Raw genomic sequence first — 16,955 nt, forward strand, 5'->3', positions numbered from 1 at the left:
GGATGTTTTTTCCCGGGGTCTGGTTTTCGTGGGCCGATTCCACCCTGCACGATTTTCATCGTGATGGCCGGTATTCCGGTGGATGCATGTATCGTGCAGAACGCGGGCATCCGGAGCGCATCGCAATACTGCGCGAGAAAATCGCGGACATCGAACCGCGGATGGAACCGTTTTGCATGCGCACGGCCATGCTGCGGGATTGCGCAACCCGGTCGTGCGACGCAGGCCCGGCTGGCTGGCCCGGTCCGTCGACCGGGCCAGCGTCACGCTGTCCGGCCGCGCGTGCCTCTTGCGCGCGAGCGCGGAACGCGGAATGATCGATCAGTTGGCCGTGCCGTGCGGCGAACGACGTCCGAGCGTTTTCTTCCTACCTCCCTTGCCTGCCATGTCCATCGATTACTCGCCGATTCCCTGTCCCGTCGTCGTGCCGCTCGACGCGATCCTGCCCGAAGAACCGCTGCTGATGATGGGGGCCGGCCCGGTCCCGATCCCGGCCGCCGTCGCGAAGGCGAACACGATCGTGATCAACCACCTCGGCGCGACGATGGCGAAGATCATCGAGCAGGTGAAGGAGATGGCGCGCTACGTGTTCCAGACCCGCACGAAGTGGGTGCTCGGCGTTGCCGGCCCCGGCTCGGCCGCGATGGAGATGGCGATTTCGAACCTCGCGTGGCGCGGTACGCGCGTGCTGTCGATCCGCAACGGGTTCTTCAGCGCGCGGATGGCCGAGATGGCCACGCGCGTCGGCGCCGACGTCGCCACGCTCGAGGTGGCCGACCGCTCGGTCGCGAGCCTCGACGAAATCGCGGACGCGATCGCGCGGGAGCGGCCCGAGATCGTCACGATCGTGCAGGGCGAGACGTCGAACACCGTGTGGAATCGCGATCTGCGCGACATCGCGGCGCTCGCGAAGGCGGCCGGTGCGCTGGTCGTGGTCGACGCGGTGTGCACGCTGTCGACGATGCCGCTCGAAATGGACGCGTGGGGCATCGACGCGGTGATCACGGGGGGCCAGAAGGGGCTGTCGTCGATCCCCGGTGTGTCGCTGATCGCATTCTCCGACGCCGCGTGGGAGCGCATGAAGCATCGTCCGGAACCGAACGCGCACTGGTGCCTCGACATGGCGCTCGCGGAGAACTTCTGGCACAACGCGGGCTATCACTACACGGCGCCGGTGTCGGGCGTGCTCGCGCTGCACGAGGCGCTGCGGCTCGTCTGCGCGGAGACGCTCGAAAGTCGCTTCGCGCGCCACCTGCGCTGCTCGCTCGCGCTGCAGGCGGGCGTCGAGGCGATGGGGCTCGCGCTCTATGCGCCGAAGGACTGCCGGCTCAACTCGGTGGTCGGGATCGAGACGCCCGAAGGGCTCACGCCCGGGATGGTGTGCGGCCATATCTCGAAGCAGTACCAGGTCGAGATTTCGGGCTCGTTCGGGCTGCCGATCGTGCGGATCGGGCAGATGGGCGAACAGTGCCGCGAACACAACCTGTTCCGCACGCTGCACGCGTTCGGCCGCACGATGGTCGACCTGAAGGTGCCGGTCGACCTGCCGGCCGGCGTGGCTGCGCTCGAGCAGGAACTGTCGCGGCGCGGTACGTAAGCGGAGAGACGCGAGGCGGGTGCGCTGCACGAAACCGCCTCGTCGACAGCCGGGGTGCGGCGTTCAGCCGCCCTGCATCGCGCGCCGGTACGCGTTCGGCGTCGTGCCGTGCGCGTCGCGAAAGCGGTGGCTGAAGTGGCCGGCGTTCGCGTAACCGCATTCGGCCGCGACCTGTGCGAGCGGTAGCGCCGTCGTGCGCAGCAGCAGGCGCGCCCGCGCGAGCCGCTGCTCGGCCACCCACGCGTGCGGCGCGCGCCCGAACGACAGCCTGAACATCCGCGAGAAATGGTATTCGGACAGCGCGGCGACGTTCGCCAGCTCGCCGAGCGTCAGCGGCTGGGACAGGTAGCTGTCGATGTAGTCGCGCACGCGGCGGCGCACGGCCGGCGCGAGTCCGCCGCGGAACGGCAGATCGGTGCGCGTCGTGCTCTGGCCGCGCAGCAGCAGGCTCAGCACGTCGTGCGCGGCTTCGTTGACGCGCAGCCGTCCGTCGGCATCGTCCCAGCGTTCGAGCGCAAGCGAACGGAACTGCGCCGCGACGCGTGCATCCTCGAAATAGGTGCGGTCGGCGAGCTTCAGCTCGCGCGGCTCGCGATCGAGCTCGCGGATCGCGCGCTGCGTGAAGTGCTCGGGCAGGAAGTAAAGGTGGATGAAGTGCATCTCGCCGCGCACCCACCAGCGCGACTCATGGTCGCCCGGCAGCGCGCACAGCAGGCTCGGCGCGCCGTAGCGCGGCACGCGTTCGCGCTCCGTCCGGTAGCCGCCGTCCAGATAGCACGACAGCGTGTGGTGGCCGGGCTGTTCGTAGATCGTTTCGCTTTCGTCGGTGATGCGCGTCCATTCGGCGATCGCGAGATGGTCGCCGAGCCAGGTGAAGCGCTCGAGCGTCGCGTTCGCCTCGGCGAGCGTGCGGCATACCGACTGCAGGCCGAACGGCATCGCACCGCCGGCAAGGGCAGCCGCGTGGTCGATGGGCGGGGCGTACAGGGGCGAACTCATGATGGGGCGAGTATAAGCGCGCGCGAAGCGCGCCGTGCGGCTGCCCGAAAAAGACCGCAATTCCGGACAATCCGCGCGGGCAGGGTGGCGGCACAGTCGGAGTCCGCTTCACTCGTTCCGCTTCGTTGCCGCCATGAACCTGTCGCTCTATTTCGTTACCGTGCTGATCTGGGGCACCACCTGGATCGCGATCAAATGGCAGCTCGGCGCCGTGCCGCCGCCCGTGTCGATCGCGTGGCGCTTCTGGCTCGCGGCCGCCGTGCTGTTCGCGCTGCTGCGCGTGATGCGCCGGCCGGTGCGTCCGCCGCGCGAGGCGTGGCGCTACCTCGTCGCGCAGGGCTTCGCGCTGTTCTGCCTGAATTTCCTGTGCTTCTACTATTCGGAGCAGGTCGTGCCGAGCGGCCTCGTCGCCGTGATCTTCTCGACCGCTCCGCTGCTGAACTCGATCAACGGCCGGCTGTTCATGGGCCGCCCGCTGCGGCCGTCCGCGATCGCCGGCGCGCTGCTCGGGCTGACCGGCATCGCATGCCTGTTCTGGCAGCAGATGGCCAGCCATCTCGACGATCACGCGACCTGGACGGGCCTCGCGATCGCGTTCGCGGGCACGATGTGCTTCTCGGCGGGCAACCTGCTGTCGAGCCGGATGCAGTCGATGGGCCTGCACCCGCTCGTGACCAACGGCTGGGCGATGCTGATCGGCGCGGCGATCCTGACGGTCGGCAGCGCGATGGCCGGGCTGCCGTTCATGATCGACCCGAGCCCGCGCTATCTCGGCGCGCTCCTCTATCTGGCCGTGCCGGGCTCGGTGATCGGGTTCACTGCTTACCTGACCCTCGTCGGCCGGATCGGGCCCGAGCGCGCCGCATACTGCACGGTGCTGTTCCCGATCGTCGCGCTTGCCGTGTCGACGGTCTTCGAGGGCTACCAGTGGTCGCCGCTCGCGGTGGTCGGGCTGTTGCTCGTGGTGGCCGGCAATCTCGTCGCGTTCGACCTGACGCGACGGTTGTTCCTGCGCACGGCCTGACCGGGGCGGCCGTCGCGATGGCCGCCGGAAACAAAAAACGCCCGCGCGATGCGGGCGTTTTCGTTTGGGCGCCAGGGCAGCGGCCGCCTGCGCGTCCGGCGAGCGGCTCGCTCAAGCCGCCGCGCCGCTCCCCGCGACTCGCGCCTGCCGCTGATACAGCACCATCGACAGCGCGACGCCTGCCGCCGCGGCCACCGCCGCGAACAGGAACACCTGCGGATAGCCGAACTCACCGGCCACATAGCCCGCGAGCGGGCCCGTGATGCCGAGCGACAGGTCGAGGAACACCGAATACGCGGACAGCGCCGCGCCGCGGCTTGCCGGCGGCACGAGCCCGACGGCCTCGACGCCGAGCGCCGGGAAGATCAGCGCGAAGCCGAAGCCGGTCAGCGCCGCGCCGACGAGCGCGACATGCGGCACGGGCGCGATCCACAGCAGCACGAGGCCCGAGCATTCGAACGCGAACGACACGATCGCGACGCGGAAGCCGCCATAAGTCTTGATCGTGTTCGCGAACAGCAGGCGCGCGCCGATGAACAGCGTGCCGAACACGGTCAGCGATAGCGCGGCGTTCGGCCAGTGGCGCGCCGCGTAGTACAGCGTGACGAAGGTCGCGATCGAGCCGAAGCCGGCGGAGCCGAGCGCGAGACCGAGGCCGTGCGGCAGCACGCGCGTGAACACGCTCGCATACGACATCCGTTCGCCGTGCACGAGCGGCACGGAATCGATCAGGCGTGCAAGGTAGAAGCCGGTCGCGGCGAGCGCGATCACGATCACGCCGATCAGCGCCGGATTCAACGTATGCGCGATCGCGACGCCGACGGGCGCGCCGAGTGCGAGTGCGCCGTAGGTCGCGATGCCGTTCCACGAAATCACTTTCGCGTTGTGCGCGACGCCGACCCGCCCGATGCCCCACAGGATCGCGCCGGTGCCGCACAGGCTCTCGCCGACGCCGAGCACGAGCCGGCTCGCGACCAGCAGCACGAGGCTCGCGACCGGCCAGTGGGCCAGCAGCAGCGCGACGAGCAGCAGCACGCCCGACACGCCGCAGCCGATCAGCCCGCGCAGCACCGTCTGCTTCGGCCCGAGTGTGTCGGCGAAGCGCCCGGCGAGCGGGCGCGACGCGAGGGTCGCGAAATACTGGACGCTGATTGCGCCGCCCGCGACGATGGCGGAAAAGCCGAGGTCGTCGTGGACGAAGCCCGGCAGCACCGCGAGCGGCAGGCCGATGGTCAGGTAGCAGATGAACGTGAAGCAGACGACGGACACGATTTGCAGCGTGACCGCGAACCCGCTGCGCGGCGGTGTGGCGGAATCGGTTGACATGGGGTCGGAACGAATGGGCGAAACGGGCGGAAGACGGCGAAAAAGGGAATCGGGATTTTCCCATGGAACCGGTTTTCATGCAGGTACCATTTAGTTAATCGCGACCCGTTTCCGTTGCCGAAGAATCGCTGACGGAACGGTGCCGGCAGGCCTGGAACCCAGATGGGGCAAGGTGCTCGATGCCCGCCGTGCGGCCTCGGCGCCCATATCGCGGCAGTTATATGGGCCCCATGCGTGATGGGCTATGGGTTGCGGAATTTGATGGTGATAGCGTGCAAACTGTCAGAGAAACGTCGGTCGAGCGCCCCGCGCAGGCCGCCTTGCCCCCACTTGAAGAACGATAGAGACATGAGTGAGCCGATCCGCTTCTACCATCGTCACGCGGTCCGCGAAGTCAGCGGCGCGGACGTCACCCGCACCGTGCTGCAATACCTGCGCGAGGACGCGCACTGCACCGGCACCAAGGAAGGCTGCGCGGAAGGCGACTGCGGCGCGTGCACGGTCGTCGTCGGCGAGCTGACCGACGCGGGCACCGTCGCGTTCAAGGCCGTCAACGCCTGCATCCAGTTCCTGCCGACGCTCGACGGCAAGGCGCTGCTCACGGTGGAAGACCTGCGCCAGCCGGACGGTTCGCTGCACCCGGTGCAGCAGGCGATGGTCGATTGCCACGGGTCGCAATGCGGGTTCTGCACACCCGGTTTCGTGATGTCGATGTGGGCGCTGTACGAGAAGCATGGCCACGAAGGCTGCGGCAGTGCGTGTGCAAAGGCGAAGGACGTGCCGACGCGCACCGAGATCGCCGATGCGCTGACCGGCAACCTGTGCCGCTGCACCGGCTACCGCCCGATCGTCGACGCGGCCGTGCAGATGTTCGACGCAACCGGCGAAGGTGCGCCGGCGTCTACCGCGCCGGTCGACACGGCCACGCTCGCCCGTACGCTCGCAACGCTCAAGCGCGACGACACGTTCGACTACACGACGGCCGACGGCGCGCGCTTCGCGGCGCCGCGCACGCTCGACGCGCTGGCCGCGCTGAAAGCCGAGCGTCCCGCTGCGCGGATCCTCGCCGGCAGCACCGACATCGGCCTGTGGGTCACCAAGCAGATGCGCCGTCTGGACGACCTGATCTACGTCGGCCAGATCGCCGAACTGCAGAATGTCGTGCGCGGCGACGACTGGATCGAGATCGGCGCGGGCGTGACGGTCGAGAACGGGTATGCGGCGCTCGCCGACACGTATCCGGAACTGACGGAAATGTGGAAGCGCTTCGCGTCGCTGCCGATCCGCAACGCGGGGACGATCGGCGGCAACGTCGCGAACGGTTCGCCGATCGGCGACTCGATGCCGGGCCTGATCGCGCTCGGCGCGCGGGTCGTGCTGCGCGGCGGCGACACGGTGCGCGAGCTGCCGCTCGAGGCGCTCTACACCGGCTATCAGCAAAAGGACATGGCGCCGCACGAATTCGTCGTCGGCCTGAAGGTGCCGACCCGCACCGGCGCGCGTGCGAAGCTGCAGTTCCGGACGTACAAGCTGTCGAAGCGCTTCGACTCCGACATTTCGGCGGTGTGCGCGGCGTTCGCGTTCATCGCGGACGGCGAACTGATCCGCGAGCCGCGCATCGCGTTCGGCGGGATGGCCGCGACGCCGAAGCGCGCGACGCACACGGAAAGCCTGCTCGACGGCGCGCAATGGCACGAAGCCACCGCGCAGGCCGCGATGCAGGCGCTCGAGCGCGACTACCAGCCGCTCACCGACATGCGTGCGACGAGCGCGTATCGCCTCGATACCGCGAAGAACCTGATGTATCGATTCTGGCTGGAGACGCGTCCGCACGACCCGCTGCCGCCGCAAGCCCTGAATGTGCGTGAAGTGGCCGCCGAAGCCGGCGCCGACGTTGCCGATGTCGCGGCGCGCGTCTGAAGACGGAGAACACCGAAGATGAACCAGCAAGCAGAACCGTTCCTGAACACCCTCGACCCGCAGGCCGACGCCGCGCAGGTGCACGTCTCGCGCGCGCACGAATCGGCCCACCTGCACGTGAGCGGGCGCGCGACCTACACCGACGACATCCCGCTCGTCGCGGGCACGCTGCACGCGGCGCTCGGGTTGTCCGCGAAGCCGCACGCGAAGATCGTGTCGATGAACTTCGACGCGGTGCGCGCGACGCCCGGCGTGGTCGCCGTGTTCACGGCCGACGACATCCCGGGCGTGAACGACTGCGGCCCGATCATCCACGACGACCCGGTGCTCGCCAAGGGCATCGTGCAGTTCGTCGGCCAGCCGATGTTCATCGTCGTCGCGACGTCGCACGAAATCGCGCGGCTCGCCGCGCGCCGCGCGCAGGTCGACTACGAGGAGCTGCCCGCGATCCTGACCGCGCAGGATGCGCGCAAGGCCGAAACCTATGTAATCCCGCCGCTGAAGCTCGCGCGCGGCGACGCGGCCGCGCGGCTCGCCGCCGCGCCGCATCGCGAGTCGGGCGAGATGCTGCTCGGCGGCCAGGAGCAGTTCTACCTGGAAGGCCAGATCGCCTACGCGGTGCCGAAGGACGACGACGGGATGCACGTGTACTGCTCGACGCAGCACCCGAGCGAGATGCAGCATCTCGTCGCGCACGTGCTCGGCGTCGCGTCGCACAACGTGCTGGTCGAATGCCGCCGGATGGGCGGCGGGTTCGGCGGCAAGGAATCGCAGTCGGGCCTGTTCGCGTGCTGCGCGGCGCTCGCCGCCTGGAAGCTGCTGTGCCCGGTGAAGCTGCGTCCGGACCGCGACGACGACATGATGATCACCGGCAAGCGGCACGATTTCCATTACCGCTTCGACGTCGGCTACGACGACGACGGCCGCCTCGACGGCGTGGCGCTCGACATGACGTCGCGCTGCGGCTTCTCGGCGGACCTGTCGGGCCCGGTGATGACGCGCGCGGTGTGCCACTTCGACAACGCGTACTGGCTCGGCGACGTCGACATCGCCGGCTACTGCGGCAAGACCAACACGCAGTCGAACACCGCGTTCCGCGGCTTCGGCGGTCCGCAGGGCGCGTTCGCGATCGAATACATCCTCGACGACGTCGCGCGCTCGCTCGGCCGCGATCCGCTCGACGTGCGCTACGCGAACCTGTACGGCAAGACCGAACGCAACGTGACGCCTTACGGGCAGACGGTCGAGGACAACGTGCTGCATGAACTGCTCGGCGAACTCGAGACGACGAGCGACTACCGCGCACGGCGCGCGGGCGTGCGCGAATTCAACGCACGCAACGCGGTGCTGAAGAAGGGCATCGCGCTCACGCCGGTGAAGTTCGGCATCGCGTTCAACGTCACGCACTTCAACCAGGCCGGCGCGCTGGTGCACATCTACACCGACGGCTCGGTGCTCGTGAACCACGGCGGCACGGAGATGGGGCAGGGGCTCAACACGAAGGTCGCGCAAGTGGTCGCGCACGAGCTCGGCATCCGCTTCGGCCGGATCCGCGTGACGGCGACCGACACGAGCAAGGTCGCGAACACGTCCGCGACGGCCGCGTCGACGGGCTCCGACCTGAACGGCAAGGCCGCGCAGGATGCGGCGCGCCAGTTGCGCGAGCGCCTCGCGGCGTTCGCGGCGAAGCAGTTCGGCGACGGCAAGATCGATGCGGCCGACGTGAAGTTCGGCAACGATGTCGTGTGGGTCGGCGGCCACGGCGTGCCGTTCGGCGAAGTGATCGCGAAGGCCTACCTTGCACGTGTGCAGTTGTGGTCCGACGGTTTCTACGCGACGCCGAAGCTGCACTGGGATCAGTCGAAGCTGCAGGGCCGGCCGTTCTACTACTACTCGTACGGCGCGGCCGTGTCGGAAGTCGTGATCGACACGCTGACGGGCGAGATGCGCACGCTGCGCGTCGACGCGTTGCACGACGTGGGCGCTTCGCTGAACCCGGCACTCGACATCGGCCAGGTCGAAGGCGCGTTCATCCAGGGGATGGGCTGGCTCACGACCGAGGAGCTGTGGTGGAACGCGGGCGGCAAGCTGATGACGCACGCTCCGTCCACGTACAAGATTCCGACCGTCAACGACACGCCGCCCGAGTTCAACGTGCGGCTGTTCCAGAACCGCAACGTCGAGGACAGCATCCACCGGTCGAAGGCCGTCGGCGAGCCGCCGCTGCTGCTGCCGTTCTCGGTGTTCTTCGCGGTGCGCGACGCGATTGCCGCGGTTGGCGACTACCGGGTGAATCCGCCGCTCGACGCGCCGGCCACCGGCGAATCGATCCTGCGTGCGGTGAATGCGGTGCGCGCGGCGGGCGCCGCGCGGGCAGGCTGATATGAACCGGCCCCCAGGCTCACTGCGCTCGCTGCATGCCGCGTCGCATGCGCCCGCCGCCGGTTGCAACGGCGCGTGCGACAACGCGCCGTCGATCGGGACGTTCGCACCGGGCACCGGCCGGCGCAACCGCGCGAGCGCGGCGCAGCCGCCGATGCACATCGTGCTGTTCGGCGCGGGGCACGTCGGTCATGCGCTCGTCACGCTGCTCGGCGCACTGCCGTGCGTCGTGCAGTGGGTCGACACGCGCGACGAGCTGTTCCCGGACGAATGTCCGCCGAACGTGCAGCCGGAGTCGACCGACACGCCGGAGGCCGTTGTCGACGCGGCGCCGCCCGGCGCGTACTTTCTCGTGATGACGCACAATCATGCGCTCGATTTCTCGCTCGCCGCGCAGATCATGCGGCGGCGCGACTTCGCGTACTTCGGGATGATCGGTTCGCGCACCAAGCGCGTGAAGTTCGAGCGCCGGCTCGCGGCGCGCGGCGTCGATCCGGCGCGGCTCGCGGAGATGGTGTGCCCGATCGGCATCGCGGGCATCGTCGACAAGGCGCCCGGCGCGATCGCGGTGGCCGTCTGCGCGGAACTGCTGCAGGCCCGCTCGGGCATGCCGGTGGCCGATGCGAAGGCGGCCGCGGCGGGGCGCGTGCGCGACGACGTGAGCTGCGCGCGGTAACGACGCGGGCCGGCACGCCCGACGCACGTCCGCCGGTTTTTGCCTACACTGCACGGATCGCGCGGCATCGGGCCGCGCGCCTTTTCGTGCAGGCACCATGTCCGATCCCCAGGTCTATCTCGACGCACTCGATGCAAGCGTCGTCGACATCGAGCGCTGGCTGTCCGGCACCGATACTTCACCCGCGGCGCTCGAGGCGCTGATCGCACCTTTTTCCGCCGATTTCACGATGATCATGACCGACGGCCGCGCGCTCGACCGCGACGGCACGCGTGCACTGTTCGCGAGGCTCGGCGGCGCGAAGCCGGGGCTGCGCATCGCGCTGTCGGACATCCGCGTGCTCGCGGCCGACGCATCGCATGCGGTGCTCACCTATCTCGAAGCGCAGCATGCGGTATCGGGCGAACTGCCCGCGCGTCGCGCGACCGCCGTGTTCGCGCGCGACGCGGCAGGCATCGTGCGCTGGACGCATCTGCAGGAAACCTTCTGCACGGCCTGAGCGGCGGGGCTGCGTCGTCGCGCGCAGGCCGTGCCGCGCGGGGTCACCGCTTGCGGCCGCGTGCGGCAGTCAGCTCGTCGGACACGCTCTGCATCAGCGCGCACAGCCACGCGATGTCGGTCGGGCGATCGGGGTGCGGGTGCGTGAGCAGGTAGCTCTTGATGCGCGGGAACGGCACGGGCGGCGTGACGACGACGAGCGGCAGCAGCTGCGCATAGTGCGTCGCGAAGCGGCGCGTCGTCGTGAAGATCAGGTCCGACTGCAGCAGCACCTGCGGCACGATCCCGAAATACGGCAGCGTCGTCACGATCCGCCGCGTGAGGCGCGCGCGTGCGAGGCCGATCTCGATCGCGTTGCGCTTGTCGCCGGTGTAGGGCGTCGGCGCGACGTGCGCGGCCGACGCGTACGCTTCGCGCGTCAGCGGTGCACGGGCGAGCGGATGCGCATCGCGCATCAGGCACACGATCGTGTCGGAGAACAGGTCCTGGCGCGCGAACCGCGGGTCGGGCTTCGGCCAGTTGCCGATCACGAGATCGAGCGCGCCCGATTCGAGCGCCTCCGCGTGATCGAGCGCGGGATTCAGCGAGTCGATTTCCAGATGTGCATGCGGCGCCGCGTCGCGAAAGCGTTCGATCAGCGTCGGCATGAAGAAATCGTTCAGGTAGTCGGGCGCGGCGACGCGGAACGTGCGCCGCGCCGACGACGGGTCGAAGTCGCCGTGCGGCGTTGCGATGAAGTCGACCTCGCGCAGCGCGCGCGACGCCGCGCCGAGCAGCGACGCGCCGTACTCGGTCGGCACCATTCCGGACTTGCCGCGCACGAGAATCGGGTCGTTCAGCGTCTCGCGCAGCTTGCGCAGCGCGGTGCTGATCGCGGGCTGGGTCTGGTTCAGCCGCAGTGCGGTCTGCGTGACGCTGCGCTCGAGCAGCAGCGTGCGCAATACGCGCACGAGCCAGATATCGAGCGAGGCGGTACGGTCGTCGTCTTCCATCGGTGCGCGGTGATTCGGGAGAAGCGTAACCTTACCGCAGCCACGTGTCGCGGTGCGTGATACCGGCCATCACGCGCGCCCCTTCGGCAGCGTGCTGATCCGCTTGACCTCGCGCGATTCGAGCCAGTTCGGCGTGCGCGCGCAGTACAGCACCATTGGCAGCGCGTCCTCGCCCCAGAACAGCTGCTGGTTCATCCAGAACGTCGGCACGCCGAACACGCCGAGCGCGATCGCGTCGTCGGTGTTGCGGCGCAACTGCGCGCTCGTTTCCTCGAATTCGATCAGCTCGTCGCCGTGCCCGACGCCGACGCGCTCGCACAGCGCGGCGAACCCGTCCGGCGTCGACGGATCGTTGCCGTCGTGCCAGATGAAGCGGAACATTTCGAGCACGGTCGCGATGTCGGCGCGCAGCGCGATCGCGAGGCGCAGCACCTTGTCGGTGTCGAACGGATGCGCGGGCGGCATCTTGAAGCGGATGCCGAGCTGTTCGGCGCGAAACAGCGCATGGCGGTACGTGAACATGCGCTTGGCCGGCACGTCGGCGCTCGGGCGCTGTCCCCAGTGGCGCTGCAGGTCGGGCAGCGACACGGCGACGAGGTCGAACGGCACGTCCGGCCACTTGTCGTGCTGTTCGAGCAGCAGGTAGGAGAACGGCGACACGAAGTCGAAGAACCAGGCGGGTTGGGCAGTGTCGAGGCCGGTTGTCATGGCGATCTCCAGAGAATGGGGCGTGTGCGCCTCGCGGCGGCCTTCAAGTTAAGCGGCTGCGCGCGGATGCAGCAATGATCGTGGATCGGCCGCTCATGCGGAACCGGGAGTCGCCCGAGGGGGCTCGCCGGCCGGCGACGCGGCCGCGCCGCCGCGCGCCGCCGCGAGGCCGCCGGCGCCGGGTGTACCCGACGCGGCGTCGTGGTCGTGCGCGGTGAGCCGCTCGCGCACGAAGCCGATGTGTTCGCGCAGCACGTAGAACTGCCCCGCATACGCGAGCGGCATCTTCATCCGGTTCACGGCTTCCTCGATGTCGTCGAGCTCGTCGAGCAGATGGACGCGCTCCTCGGCCGTATGCTCGCCGAGCGCGCGGCGCTCGAGCGCGATCAGCGCGCCGTACCAGCGGTAGATACGCGAACGTACGCGCCAGCCATACAGCGACGGCACCAGCCGCAGCCCGGGGATCAGCACGACGATCAGCGGCACCACCACGACCAGCAGCCGGTCGACGAGACTCGCGACCCAGAACGGCAGCCGCCGGTACAGGAAGGTCTTGCCCGACTTGTAATAGCGCGCCGCGTCGTCGGACAGCGGGAAGCCGCGCGTGACGGCCGACGGGAATTCGCCCGCGTGCTGCAGGATTGTCGCGTGGCCGTGCACCTCGCGCGCGGCCTCGATCAGCAGGTCGGACAACGCGGGGTGCAGCGAGTCGCGCGCGACCAGCTCGATCGTCGGCGCGACCGTATGGATGTCGGCGGGCGGCAGGTTGCGGCCGAGATCGTAGACGCCCATCGGCAGCGTGATCGCGGTCAGGTACGGGAAGCGCCGCGCATACGCCTCGGCCTGCGTGAACGAGTACACGTGCACGCCGGGGGCGCGGAACAGTTTCGCCATGACCGGGATCTGCGTCGAGTCGCCGGACAGGAATGCGGCGTCAATCCTGCCGTCGAGCAGCGCGGTTGCCGCGTCCTCGCCGGCCGTCGGCAGCAGCTCGGTCGAGCCGCCCGGCACGATGCCGTTCATCTTCAGCAGCGCGAGGCTCAATTCGCGCGCGCCGCTGCCTTCGGCGCCGAGCGCGAGCCGCTTGCCCTTGAAGTCGGACAGGCGCGCGACCACCGGGCCGCGGTACATGATCGCGAGCGGCACGTAGCCGATGCTGCCGAGCGATACCAGGTGCTCGTCGCGCTCCTTCGGGCCGATGCCGCTCTGCACGAAGCCGACGTCGACCGGCGCGTTCGGGTTCGACAGCCGCTCGAGGTTCTGCGCGGATCCTTCGGATGACTGGACGTCGAGCGTGACGCCGTTCTTCGCGAGGATCGCCTTGTATTTCTGCGCGGCGTTCCAGTAGGTGCTGCCGGGCGGGCCGGACGAAATCACGAGCGTGGACGGCGGCGCCGGCTGGATCAGCTTGACCGCGAGCCAGACCGCCGCGACCGCGAGCAGCACGGTGGGGCCGATCGACAGCGCGAGGTCGCGCCACGACACCGCGACGAAGCGGGCGAGGATGCGGCGCGGCGGGCGAGGGCTGGCTGGCTTCATGGAGTCGACGGATGACACGGGCGTGACGCGTCGGTGACGCGCGTCACGGACGATGTACGCGATGCAGGTTCTGGCGGCGATGGTACCCGGTTTCGCCCGGCATGCGCGAGTCCGGCCCCGTGGCGCGGCGGCGGACTCGGGCGCGCGAGCCCGCGGCCGCCGGGGGCTCGCGCGTCAAAAGCTTTGCGCTTCGGCGGGCGCTGGATTACATTGTGCGTCGCAGCCGCGACCGATTCGCGCGCGACCCGGCACGCAATGAGACCGGGCGCGTCCGGCCGGCGGCTGTCCGGCCCGGCCGGCCCGCATTCGCGTGCGCCGGTCGCCGGCCCGTGTCGCCTCTCTCGCATCGCCGTGGAAGTCATCGGCCGTCCCGCCCGTTCGCGCGCGGGCCGGCTGCCTTTGGGGGTATCCGGCCGTACTGTGCGCGGCCGTTCCGAAGTCATAAGGAGATAGCATGAAGTCGATCGTGTTGAGAGCGTTGGGTGTTGCGGCCGTGGCTGCCTGTCTGTCGGGCAGCGTATATGCGCAGTCGAGCGATGCGGCGGCAACCGGGGCGCCGGCTGCGGCAGCGAGCTTGCCGAAGGCCGCGGCCAAGACCGCGAAGAAGGCGAACCGCAAGCTCGGCTACGCGGTGCGCAAGGCAATTACGAAGGCAGGCGGCATCGACGTGGCGAACCTCGTCGTGCGCTCGAAGGGCGGCGCGATCTCGTTGGAGGGCACGGTGCCCGACCAGGCACAGATCGACAAGGCGGAAGAGGCAGCGAAGAGCGTGAAGGGCGTGACGTCGGTCACGAACAAGCTGACGGTCCAGCAGCAATGATGCCGGGCGGCGGCGCGCCAGCGCCGCGCGCCCGCTTGCGGCGGGCCCCGGCGCACCGGGGCCCGTTTGCGCTTTAGAATGCCTCGGGCCTGCCGCTTTGCGCCAGGCCCCCCGAACGGGTATCCCCAAGGGACTTCCTTCAGGACGGAAAACGCTGGACGGCCCCGCGTTCTTCAGAGGCCGTGAGCCGCGCACGACGCAGCGGCGGACCGATAACGATATCGAGAGGGCGGCAATGACGACGCACGGGTGGGGCAGTCGGATTCTCTTGGGCGCGGCGCTGGTCGCGGTCGCGATGCTCGGTGCCTGCAACGGTGACGATTCGGGCGAGCGCAACCGGTTGCCGGGTTTCGTGTCCGGCAGCGTGCGCACGACCGCCTATGACGGCACGAGCGACGATCTGCTGACGGCCGGCCTCGGCAAGACCGGGCTCGCCGCCGCCACCGCGCCCGCGTTCGCGAATCCGTCCCGGCCGACGAGCGCCGAGCTGCGCCGGGTCGCGATCTGGTCGAACTACCGCGCGCTCGTCGACATGAGCGCCAATGGCGGCTACGGCCGTTTCTGGGGGCCGAACGTCGATCTCGACGGCAACGACACGCTCGGCGAAGGCAAGATCCCCGGCACCGAATATCTCGCGTATTCCGACGACGGCAGCGGCCGCAAGAACGTGACGCTGCTCGTGCAGGTGCCCGCGAGTTTCGATCCCGCGCAGCCGTGCATCGTCACGGCGACGTCGTCCGGTTCGCGCGGCGTGTACGGCGCGATTTCGGCGGCCGGCGAGTGGGGCCTCAAGCGCGGCTGCGCGGTCGCATACAACGACAAGGGCGGCGGCAACGGCGCGCACGAACTCGGCTCCGACACGATCACGCTGATCGACGGCACGCTCGCCAACGCCGTGCTTGCCGGCAACGCCAGTCTCTTTACCGCCAACGTGACGAGCGGCGACCTGGCCGCCTTCAACAGCCGCTTCCCGAACCGCTACGCGTTCAAGCACGCGCATTCGCAGCAGAATCCCGAGCAGGACTGGGGGCATGTGACGCTGCAGTCGGTCGAATTCGCGTACTGGGCACTCAATGAGCAGTTCGGGCCGCTGCTCGACAGCTCGCATCACGGCGTGCGCTACCGCCCGGGCGACATCACGACGATCGCCGCGTCCGTCAGCAACGGCGGCGGCGCGGCGCTCGCGGCGGCCGAGCAGGACACGCGTCGCTGGATCACCGCGGTCGTGGTCGGCGAGCCGCAGGTCAACGTGCGGATGGCGCCGAACGCGGTCGTGCGCGAGGGCGGCCAGCCGGTGCCGTCGTTCGGCCGGCCGCTGGCCGACTACGCGACGCTCGCGAACCTGCTGGAGCCGTGCGCGGCCGCATCGGCGTCGCTCGCGGGCGCGCCGTACCTGAGCGCGCTGCCGGCCGCCACTACGCAGTCGATCCGCACGCAGCGCTGCGCGACGCTCGCCGCGGCGGGGCTCGTGTCGGGCGCCGATACGCAAAGCCAGGCCACCGACGCGCTCGCGCAACTGCATGCGGCCGGCTATCTCGCCGATTCCGACCTGCTGCAGGCGCCGATGTGGGATTCGCAGGCGATTCCGGCGATCGCGGTCACCTATGCGAACGCGTACACGCGCTCGCGCGTGACCGACAATCTGTGCAATTTCAGCTTCGCGACCACCAGCGCGGCGACGGGCGCGGTCGCGCCGCCCGCTACGTCGCCGATGCCGGCCGTGTTCGGTCTCGGCAACGGCGTACCGCCGACCGCCGGCGTCAGTCTCGTGTTCAACACCGGCGCGGGTGTCGACCACCGGCTCGCGACGCCCGACGCGAGTTTCGCGGGCGCGCTGTGCCTGCGGCAGCTGTGGACCAACGGGATGCTCGACATGCCGGCGAACGTCGACGCAGTGCGCGTGAACGCGAACCTGCAGGGCAAGCCCGCGATCATCGTGCAGGGCCGCAGCGACGCGCTCGTGCCCGTGAATCATGCGTCGCGCGCATACGTCGCGCAGAACGGCATCAGCGAAGGCGGCCGCAGCCAGCTCGTGTTCTACGAGGTGACGAACGGACAGCACTTCGATGCGTTCCTGCCCGTCGCGGGCTTCGACACGCGCTTCGTGCCGGTCCATTACTACAACCTGCAGGCGCTGAACCTGATGTGGCGGCACCTGAAGAGCGGTGCGGCGCTGCCGCCGTCGCAGGTGATCCGCACGGTGCCGCGCGGCGGCACGCCGGGCGCCGCGCCGGCGCTGACGAGCGCGAACCTGCCGCCGATCTCGGCGTCCCCCGGCGCGAACACGATCACGACCGGCGCTGGCGCGATCGACGTGCCGCTCTGACGGCGCCGCCGCGCCGCGATACGGAAGCCGGACAGTCGTCCGGCTTTTTTCTTTTCGGCACCTGGAATCGGTCCCGCACTGGCCTTTATCGGAATGGCACGCGCTGTAACAAATTATTACTTTACGACGTAAAACCCGGAATCTATTA

13 protein-coding genes are annotated in these 16,955 nt (G+C 69.3%); 8 read left to right on the forward strand and 5 right to left on the reverse strand.

Annotated features, from left to right (window positions below):
- Nucleotides 1-385: 385 nt before the first annotated feature.
- Nucleotides 386-1,597, forward strand: coding sequence for a pyridoxal-phosphate-dependent aminotransferase family protein (locus tag ACT2FV_RS20795; protein WP_059604498.1), 1,212 nt, complete (start codon nucleotides 386-388; stop codon nucleotides 1,595-1,597).
- A 63-nt stretch (nucleotides 1,598-1,660) separates the two neighbouring features.
- On the opposite strand, the gene ACT2FV_RS20800 is transcribed toward ACT2FV_RS20795, so the two are convergent.
- Nucleotides 1,661-2,596 carry an AraC family transcriptional regulator gene (locus ACT2FV_RS20800; protein ID WP_226113673.1) on the reverse strand — a complete coding sequence of 312 codons (936 nt, stop codon included), beginning with the start codon at nucleotides 2,594-2,596 and terminating at the stop codon, nucleotides 1,661-1,663.
- Nucleotides 2,597-2,729: 133 nt separating this feature from the next.
- Between ACT2FV_RS20800 and ACT2FV_RS20805 the strand changes: the two genes are divergently transcribed.
- Nucleotides 2,730-3,620 (forward strand): DMT family transporter, encoded by an 891-nt coding sequence (locus tag ACT2FV_RS20805; RefSeq protein ID WP_151050392.1) that lies wholly within the window; start codon nucleotides 2,730-2,732, stop codon nucleotides 3,618-3,620.
- A gap of 111 nt (nucleotides 3,621-3,731) precedes the next feature.
- Here ACT2FV_RS20805 and ACT2FV_RS20810 read toward each other — a convergent pair whose 3' ends face one another.
- Nucleotides 3,732-4,946 carry an MFS transporter gene (locus ACT2FV_RS20810; RefSeq protein ID WP_444504703.1) on the reverse strand — a complete coding sequence of 405 codons (1,215 nt, stop codon included), beginning with the start codon at nucleotides 4,944-4,946 and terminating at the stop codon, nucleotides 3,732-3,734.
- 348 nt (nucleotides 4,947-5,294) lie between these two features.
- Here ACT2FV_RS20810 and xdhA point away from each other — a divergent pair, with 348 nt between their 5' ends.
- The 4 genes from xdhA (at nucleotide 5,295) to ACT2FV_RS20830 (ending at nucleotide 10,423) form a co-directional block, all read left to right on the forward strand.
- Nucleotides 5,295-6,866 (forward strand): xanthine dehydrogenase small subunit, encoded by a 1,572-nt coding sequence (gene xdhA, locus ACT2FV_RS20815; RefSeq protein ID WP_124629557.1) that lies wholly within the window; start codon nucleotides 5,295-5,297, stop codon nucleotides 6,864-6,866.
- A gap of 18 nt (nucleotides 6,867-6,884) precedes the next feature.
- Nucleotides 6,885-9,248, forward strand: a complete 2,364-nt coding sequence (xdhB, locus tag ACT2FV_RS20820; RefSeq protein WP_124629558.1) for a xanthine dehydrogenase molybdopterin binding subunit — start codon at nucleotides 6,885-6,887, stop codon at nucleotides 9,246-9,248.
- 1 nt (nucleotide 9,249) lies between these two features.
- Nucleotides 9,250-9,924: a xanthine dehydrogenase accessory protein XdhC gene (gene xdhC, locus ACT2FV_RS20825; protein ID WP_444504704.1), complete on the forward strand. Its 675-nt coding sequence runs from the start codon at nucleotides 9,250-9,252 to the stop codon at nucleotides 9,922-9,924.
- Nucleotides 9,925-10,021: 97 nt separating this feature from the next.
- A complete protein-coding gene (locus ACT2FV_RS20830) occupies nucleotides 10,022-10,423 on the forward strand; it encodes a polyketide cyclase (protein WP_444504705.1) in 402 nt (133 codons plus the stop codon).
- A 43-nt stretch (nucleotides 10,424-10,466) separates the two neighbouring features.
- Here the strand turns inward: ACT2FV_RS20830 and ACT2FV_RS20835 are convergent, their stop codons facing one another.
- The 3 genes from ACT2FV_RS20835 to ACT2FV_RS20845 form a co-directional block, all read right to left on the reverse strand.
- Nucleotides 10,467-11,414 (reverse strand): LysR family transcriptional regulator, encoded by a 948-nt coding sequence (locus ACT2FV_RS20835; RefSeq protein WP_059604519.1) that lies wholly within the window; start codon nucleotides 11,412-11,414, stop codon nucleotides 10,467-10,469.
- 69 nt (nucleotides 11,415-11,483) lie between these two features.
- A complete protein-coding gene (locus ACT2FV_RS20840) occupies nucleotides 11,484-12,122 on the reverse strand; it encodes a 2-hydroxychromene-2-carboxylate isomerase (RefSeq protein ID WP_444504706.1) in 639 nt (212 codons plus the stop codon).
- Between the two features lie 93 nt (nucleotides 12,123-12,215).
- Nucleotides 12,216-13,661: a TAXI family TRAP transporter solute-binding subunit gene (locus tag ACT2FV_RS20845; protein ID WP_444504707.1), complete on the reverse strand. Its 1,446-nt coding sequence runs from the start codon at nucleotides 13,659-13,661 to the stop codon at nucleotides 12,216-12,218.
- Nucleotides 13,662-14,115: 454 nt separating this feature from the next.
- Between ACT2FV_RS20845 and ACT2FV_RS20850 the strand changes: the two genes are divergently transcribed.
- Nucleotides 14,116-14,481, forward strand: coding sequence for a BON domain-containing protein (locus tag ACT2FV_RS20850; RefSeq protein ID WP_444504708.1), 366 nt, complete (start codon nucleotides 14,116-14,118; stop codon nucleotides 14,479-14,481).
- 235 nt (nucleotides 14,482-14,716) lie between these two features.
- Entirely contained in the window at nucleotides 14,717-16,807 is a 2,091-nt protein-coding gene (locus tag ACT2FV_RS20855; protein WP_444504709.1) for a D-(-)-3-hydroxybutyrate oligomer hydrolase, read from the forward strand.
- Nucleotides 16,808-16,955: the final 148 nt, after the last annotated feature.

It is taken from the genome of Burkholderia sp. PR2 (genome assembly GCF_052372875.1).
GTDB lineage: Bacteria > Pseudomonadota > Gammaproteobacteria > Burkholderiales > Burkholderiaceae > Burkholderia > Burkholderia diffusa.